At 58.7% G+C, this 5,391-nt stretch carries 7 protein-coding genes and 1 pseudogene; 1 reads left to right on the top strand and 7 read right to left on the bottom strand.

Annotation, left to right across the window (positions count from 1 at the left end):
* The first annotated feature begins 71 nt into the window (after positions 1–71).
* Positions 72–826, top strand: a protein-coding gene (locus BGP00_RS16650) for an IS5 family transposase (protein ID WP_292925787.1) whose coding sequence is annotated in 2 segments (ribosomal slippage) — positions 72–405 and positions 405–826 — 756 coding nt in all. Because the reading frame shifts where the segments join, the coding sequence is not laid out codon by codon here.
* 87 nt (positions 827–913) lie between these two features.
* On the opposite strand, the gene BGP00_RS16645 is transcribed toward BGP00_RS16650, so the two are convergent.
* The 7 genes and pseudogenes from BGP00_RS16645 to BGP00_RS16615 all read right to left on the bottom strand — a co-directional run.
* Entirely contained in the window at positions 914–1,249 is a 336-nt protein-coding gene (locus BGP00_RS16645) for a hypothetical protein (RefSeq protein WP_292925786.1), read from the bottom strand.
* Positions 1,246–1,929: a ParA family protein gene (locus tag BGP00_RS16640; RefSeq protein WP_292925785.1), complete on the bottom strand. Its 684-nt coding sequence runs from the start codon at positions 1,927–1,929 to the stop codon at positions 1,246–1,248. The genes BGP00_RS16645 and BGP00_RS16640 overlap by 4 nt, the downstream gene beginning before the upstream one ends.
* Before the next feature lie 247 nt (positions 1,930–2,176).
* Positions 2,177–2,512 (bottom strand): single-stranded DNA-binding protein, encoded by a 336-nt coding sequence (locus BGP00_RS16635; protein WP_292925784.1) that lies wholly within the window; start codon positions 2,510–2,512, stop codon positions 2,177–2,179.
* 280 nt (positions 2,513–2,792) lie between these two features.
* Positions 2,793–3,404: a recombinase family protein gene (locus BGP00_RS16630; protein WP_292925783.1), complete on the bottom strand. Its 612-nt coding sequence runs from the start codon at positions 3,402–3,404 to the stop codon at positions 2,793–2,795.
* Entirely contained in the window at positions 3,401–3,823 is a 423-nt protein-coding gene (locus BGP00_RS16625) for a type II toxin-antitoxin system VapC family toxin (RefSeq protein WP_292925782.1), read from the bottom strand. The genes BGP00_RS16630 and BGP00_RS16625 overlap by 4 nt, the downstream gene beginning before the upstream one ends.
* On the bottom strand, positions 3,823–4,077 hold the full coding sequence (locus tag BGP00_RS16620; protein ID WP_292925781.1) for a plasmid stabilization protein: 255 nt from the start codon (positions 4,075–4,077) through the stop codon (positions 3,823–3,825). Before BGP00_RS16620 ends, BGP00_RS16625 begins: the two co-directional genes overlap by 1 nt.
* 885 nt (positions 4,078–4,962) lie before the next feature.
* Positions 4,963–5,391: pseudogene (locus BGP00_RS16615) on the bottom strand (transposase); the annotation flags it as partial.

Below are 5,391 nucleotides of genomic sequence, written 5' to 3'. Positions count from 1 at the left end.
CCGGACCCATTAACGGGATTCCCATCTGCCATTGAGTGTGATTCAACGCGTCCTGCGAGGAGGCGTTGGCAATGGCGGATTTCTTTTGGTTTTCGGATGCCCAGTGGGCGCGGATTGAGCCGCTGTTGCCGACCGGCACACGCGGCATGAAGCGGGTGGATGACCGCCGGGTACTGTCGGGGATCGTCCATGCCCTGCAAAGCGGCGGGCGCTGGGGCGATTGTCCGCCGGTCTATGGCCCAAAGAAGACGCTCTACAACCGCTTCGTGCGCTGGGCCGAGCGGGGCATCTGGGAGAACATCTTCAGTGCGTTGGCCGGCGCCGAGGATGTCCCCGACCGGCTGTTCATCGACAGTACCTGCATCAAGGTCCACCGCACCGCTGGCGGCGCAAAAGGGGGGCCTTGGCCAATGGTATCGGCCAGACACGCGGCGGCCGCAACACCAAGCTCCACGCCGTCTGCGACGTGAAGGGCCGTCCCTGCGTCCTGCTCCTGACCCCCGGAAACGCTCACGATATGCGGGTTGCGCAGCAGTGCATCGCGGCGATGCCGCCCTCGGCAGAGCTGGTCGGCGACAAGGGTTACGACAGCAACGACCTGCGCGCCTGGCTCGCCTCGCGCGGCACCACCGCGGTCATCCCCTCCAAGCGCAACCGAAAGGTCCAGCTAGATTGCGATCCGGCCATCTACAAACAGCGCAACGTCATCGAACGGATGTTCTGCCGCTTCAAGGACTGGCGGCGCGTCGCCATGCGCTTCGACCGCAACATCAAAACCTTCATGGCAACCATCGCCATCGCTGCTACCGTGATCTGGTGGCTCTAATGAGTCCGCACCCTAGGAAGAGGCGCCAGCGGGCAGGGTTACAAAAAATCAATGGCGATCGCTAGAGCTTGCCCTATCGAATCTTGCCTATCGCCCCTCGACCATCGCCCGGAAGTCCTTAATCGCCTTCCAGTATGCCGAATGCCCCTTACTCTCGGTATAGTGAATGAACCACTCGATCAGCTCCTCCGGCCCCTTCACGTAAACGGTTGCCGTAGGCTGAGCGACGCGCTTGCGGCGAACGACCCCCCTCCCCTGCCCCCGGTCGGTAAAGCCGACGCGTTCTGCACGCTCCATCGCATCACGCTCGCGCATCCGGTCGTTTTCAATGGGTCCATTCGGCATTCCACCAAGATCCAGCTTAGTTGCCGCAGCCTCTGCCTTGGGCTTAGCTCCACCCTTCCCGAAACCGAAATCCGTCATCCCGGATACTCCTCCCGCATGGCATTCACGACAGCCTGCGCAAGCTCGGCCGCATTGGTGATGGCATTTTGCACGCCGGATGTTGTCGCGTTGTCCAGCTCGGACAGCAGCATCCCAAACTCAAAAATATCCCGGTAGGCAGCGCGTTCGACCAATGCTGTGTTCAGAAGCGGCAACTCTGCCGCCCTGATCGCATCAACGATGCGCTTTGCCGTCTTCGTTTCGATCGCCGCGTTGATCCTGCTCCTGACAAGCCGGAAGGGAATGCGGCGCTCAAGCGCCTCCTCTTCCTCTTGGATAGCCCTCACGGCCTGAGCCGCCAATTCGGCGTCGATGGGAGATAGATTGAAAGGCACGAGGACCATGTGCGAGCGCGCCAGGGCGCGCGATGTCATGCGCGATGCTGACCCTTCCAGATCGATGATGACAAACTGATCTTCCTTAGAGATGCGGTCGATGGTGCCGATCATCTCGGATTCAGTTGGCCTCGGTATCACACGATATGGCAACTCTTTGCCCGCCGCTATCCGCTTCGCCGCCCACTTTTCGATAATCGCATTAGGGTCGGCATCGATGACACTGACACGTGCGCCGTTTGAAGCAAGGGTATCCGCCAGGACGAGTGCAAGCGTCGTTTTACCGGCCCCTCCCTTCGGGTTGCCAATCGAGATTACCGCCATTTTTGCCCCTTCGCCTCACTGTGAATCGTCAGGCAATCCGCCCGCAATCTAAAGGCTTTCGATATAATTGCGAGTTCCTTTCTATAGGCAGTCGCAATCTATGTCCATTGCCTTTCGCTAGGCATGCTATTGCGCAATTCTTTTTCAAGGCAATCGAAAGGCGATTAATTGCCTTGCGATTGCTAAATAGCAATCCTTTTAGAAATCTTAAAGTGAGCGGGGCAGCATCGGTCGCCCCGCTGCCAGCTCAGTCATCATGGCCGAAATCAGCCGGATCGCCATGCTGTGAAAGCGTCGCGAAACCACCAGCAATCAGGTCCACGCTATAGACCGTCTGCCCTTCGCGCTCATACTGCGTCTGGCGAACCCGGCCTACGATTTGAACGAGGTCGCCACGTCCCAATGTCCCGACACGCTCCATAGCCTTGCCGAAAACAGTCACACGGTTCCAATGGGTGTCATCCTCCCACTGCCCGCTGACCTTGCGGCCATAATTGGCGGCTACGTTGATGTAAGCCACCTTTTCCAGCACTGCTGTCCGGCCCACCCGAACAATGATACGAAACTCTGCGATATTCTTCATGGCTCATTCCTTCATGCGTCGTTGCTGACGCACACCCCCGGAACGGCCACCTGGCGCGGGCAAGCTGAAAAACGGAGGGTCCGGTTACGGAAACCGTCGTCGCACAGCGACGGTTATCCGCTTGGGGCAAAGACCAGACACGCAAGGGCAGGGGAGGCGTTCAAGTGCGTCAGACAACAACACGCCCATGAAGGAGAGGCGCGATGTCAAATCAGCATCACTCAGACGGATGCGAGCCTGAAAAGGATGGTGCGAACAGACTGCTGTGACCTTCGCGCAACTAACTGACTGGGCAGGGCAAGGGGCCTGGCTCGGAAGCTGATACCTCTGTGGCCTGCTCGCGGCGGAGCCGCTTGTAGATAGCCTGGCGGCTCACACCCAGAAGATCGGCGACGGACGCCACACTCATTTCAGCAGGGCCTGACATCAGCGCCTTAACCTGCTGCCACTGTGAATCGCTGACCGACGGCGGCCGCCCCAACCGTTTGCCAGCGCGACGAGCCGCCTGGAGCCCCGCATTGGTACGCTCTCGGATCACATCGCGCTCAAACTGAGCAAAGGCCCCAACCATATGAAAGAACAGCCGGCCACCGGGCGTCACCGTTTCGATCTGCTCGGTCAAGGACCGAAAACCAAGATCAAGTTTGGCCAGCAACTCCAACTCGGTGACGAGGGAGGTAAGAGACCGGCCCAGTCGATCTAACCGCCATACAATAATCTCATCGCCAGCCCTGGCGTGCCGCAGCAAGTCCGCAAAGGCCGGTTTGAGAACCATCGATCCGCTAACCCCCTTATCCTCGAAGATGCGCTCCACCCCCGCAGCGCGAAGCGCGTCAATTTGCAAAGCGAGGTTCTGCTCCCCCGTGCTGACGCGAGCATATCCAAGCTTCATTCCCCAGCCTCCCAAGGATTGATAACAGCCACACCGCCAGCCTCAAAGGGGGCAACATCGCGCGTGGCAACAGCAAAGCCCTTCGATGCGGCTATAGCGGCAATGTAGCCATTTGGTGTTGGAAAGTCCCTGCCGCTGTTCTCGACTTCTACCGCCGAATGCGCATAATGCTGCGCGGCATCGCTATCGAAAGGCAGAATGCGTCCGGCAAACAGCGGCTCAAGGCCGGTGAGCACAGCACCGAGATTCTCCTTACGACGACCGGCCGGAAGCATGGCGATACCAAACAGCAACTCGGCTTGGCTAACCGATGTGAGAAACAGAACCTCCGCTAGCTGATCGTCAAGCCAGCGCCGTACACTCTCTGCGGGATCGGGCTTCATCATTTCCGAAATGACGTTCGTATCAAGAATAATCATCAATCGAAGCTCAGCGGCTCAGCGGGCTTGCTGTCGCGCGAGGCTTCCATTGCAGCAATGTCGTCATTGGTCAGCCCAATCTCACGGCCAAGCTCCCAAAGAGCTTGCCCCATCTTCAGGCGCGACGCCGGCTTAACGGCTGCCGCGAGAATAGCGCGCACTTCCGCCTCCGTGCTCTGGCCGTGGCTTGCAGCGAGGGCCTTGAGGCCCCGATGGACGTCATCAGGTATATTGCGGATCGTCAAAGCTGGCATAACGCCATCACTCCTGCTATCATAATGATGAAAGTGATAGCATCTATCAAAAATGTCAACTTAATCTGAATTATTTCTGATTAAGTTGACAGCATCAAACCAAGCTGTTCTGCTGCACTGCACAATCGGGAGAAACCCCGGCTATTCTCAAGGCCCGTGGAGCACGAGGTTGTCAGTCAATAAAACCACCGTTTAGTTGAAACGAGGGAAGAGAAGATTGGCCACGCAGTCGCAATCAGCGCGAGGAGAGCCAAATGCGTCCCCTTTGACTTGAGACGGCTTCTTGGGCAGACAGCGCGAATATCTATCATCAGGTCATGGCGGGAACGTGGCGCTTAAAAGCCGCGATCCAAGCGACTACCAAATGTCGATCCTCGAAACGGTTGGAACGAGCGCGACGCTTAATGACCTGCTGGAATTGGAATGCCGGTGAAAGGACAAGCTCCAAAGCAGGCAGATGAGGCTCAACCGAAACTAAGGATCATCCGCCCCAACGATCAATCGCTTCCGGCCCGAAATGAAGCGCCCCACCGAAAGGCTCGATGCCTTTTATATTCCGATGATCGGCAGGCGTGAAGCTGACGTGGGCTCGAAAGGACGGAAACTCCCAAAGCCCGCCAGCGCGGCGATGGGCAGTATGCTGCTGTTGCAGCCGGGGGGACTTGAACTCTAAGGCGATCAACTCGCCTAGCCCGGATATCTCACAGCGCCGTTTGATCTGACCTGGCGGGGCGCTTTCGCGGCCCTACGGCGGTGACGGAGGCGATGGCGAAGCGCGGCGCCAACTCATCGGGGATTTTCGGCAGTTGCGTGGCGAGCGCCGCCGTTCCCGCGACGGCGGGTGGAGCAAGGCGGCGGATTTTGGGCTGTGCGCTGTCTGTTTCGTCAGCGCGCCGCAGCAGTTCGCAAGGCGAGATGGGCGAGTTCCCATTCGTCGCGCCACGGGTAAGCGGATGCCATGGCTACCTTGATGCGTCGGACGCTGACGGTGACGCGGGCACCGATCTTGAGGAGCTTGAGGCGGATGGTGCCGCAGGTCGCGTTGGCGAACTGGGTGAAGCGCAGGCCGATACGGCGCAGCGCACAGAGCAACACGTAGGCCATGGATGCGAACCATAGCCGCAACTGATTTGCGCGCATTGTAGTGCTCGATGTGCGGTCAGCGAACAGGTCAGCCTGGCACTCCTTGATGCGGTTCTCCATCTCGCCGCGCGCGCAATAGTGGACTTGTAACGGATTTGTGCCGGTCACCTGAGCGTTTTATGCTCGCAACAGGAGACCGACGAGATGATGAAGCATAGTGAAGATTTTAAG

Origin of the sequence: Novosphingobium sp. 63-713, assembly GCF_001898925.1 — a bacterium.
GTDB lineage: Bacteria > Pseudomonadota > Alphaproteobacteria > Sphingomonadales > Sphingomonadaceae > Novosphingobium.
This window is presented reverse-complemented; position numbering and strand designations above follow the sequence as displayed.

Bases quoted from the DNA above. Each gene is read 5' to 3' on its own strand.
- BGP00_RS16625 (WP_292925782.1), bottom strand. From the start codon at position 3,823: ATGATTATTCTTGATACGAACGTCATTTCGGAAATGATGAAGCCCGAT.
- BGP00_RS16645 (WP_292925786.1), bottom strand. From the start codon at position 1,249: ATGACGGATTTCGGTTTCGGGAAGGGTGGAGCTAAGCCCAAGGCAGAG.
- BGP00_RS16635 (WP_292925784.1), bottom strand. From the start codon at position 2,512: ATGAAGAATATCGCAGAGTTTCGTATCATTGTTCGGGTGGGCCGGACA.
- BGP00_RS16630 (WP_292925783.1), bottom strand. From the start codon at position 3,404: ATGAAGCTTGGATATGCTCGCGTCAGCACGGGGGAGCAGAACCTCGCT.
- BGP00_RS16640 (WP_292925785.1), bottom strand. From the start codon at position 1,929: ATGGCGGTAATCTCGATTGGCAACCCGAAGGGAGGGGCCGGTAAAACG.
- BGP00_RS16620 (WP_292925781.1), bottom strand. From the start codon at position 4,077: ATGCCAGCTTTGACGATCCGCAATATACCTGATGACGTCCATCGGGGC.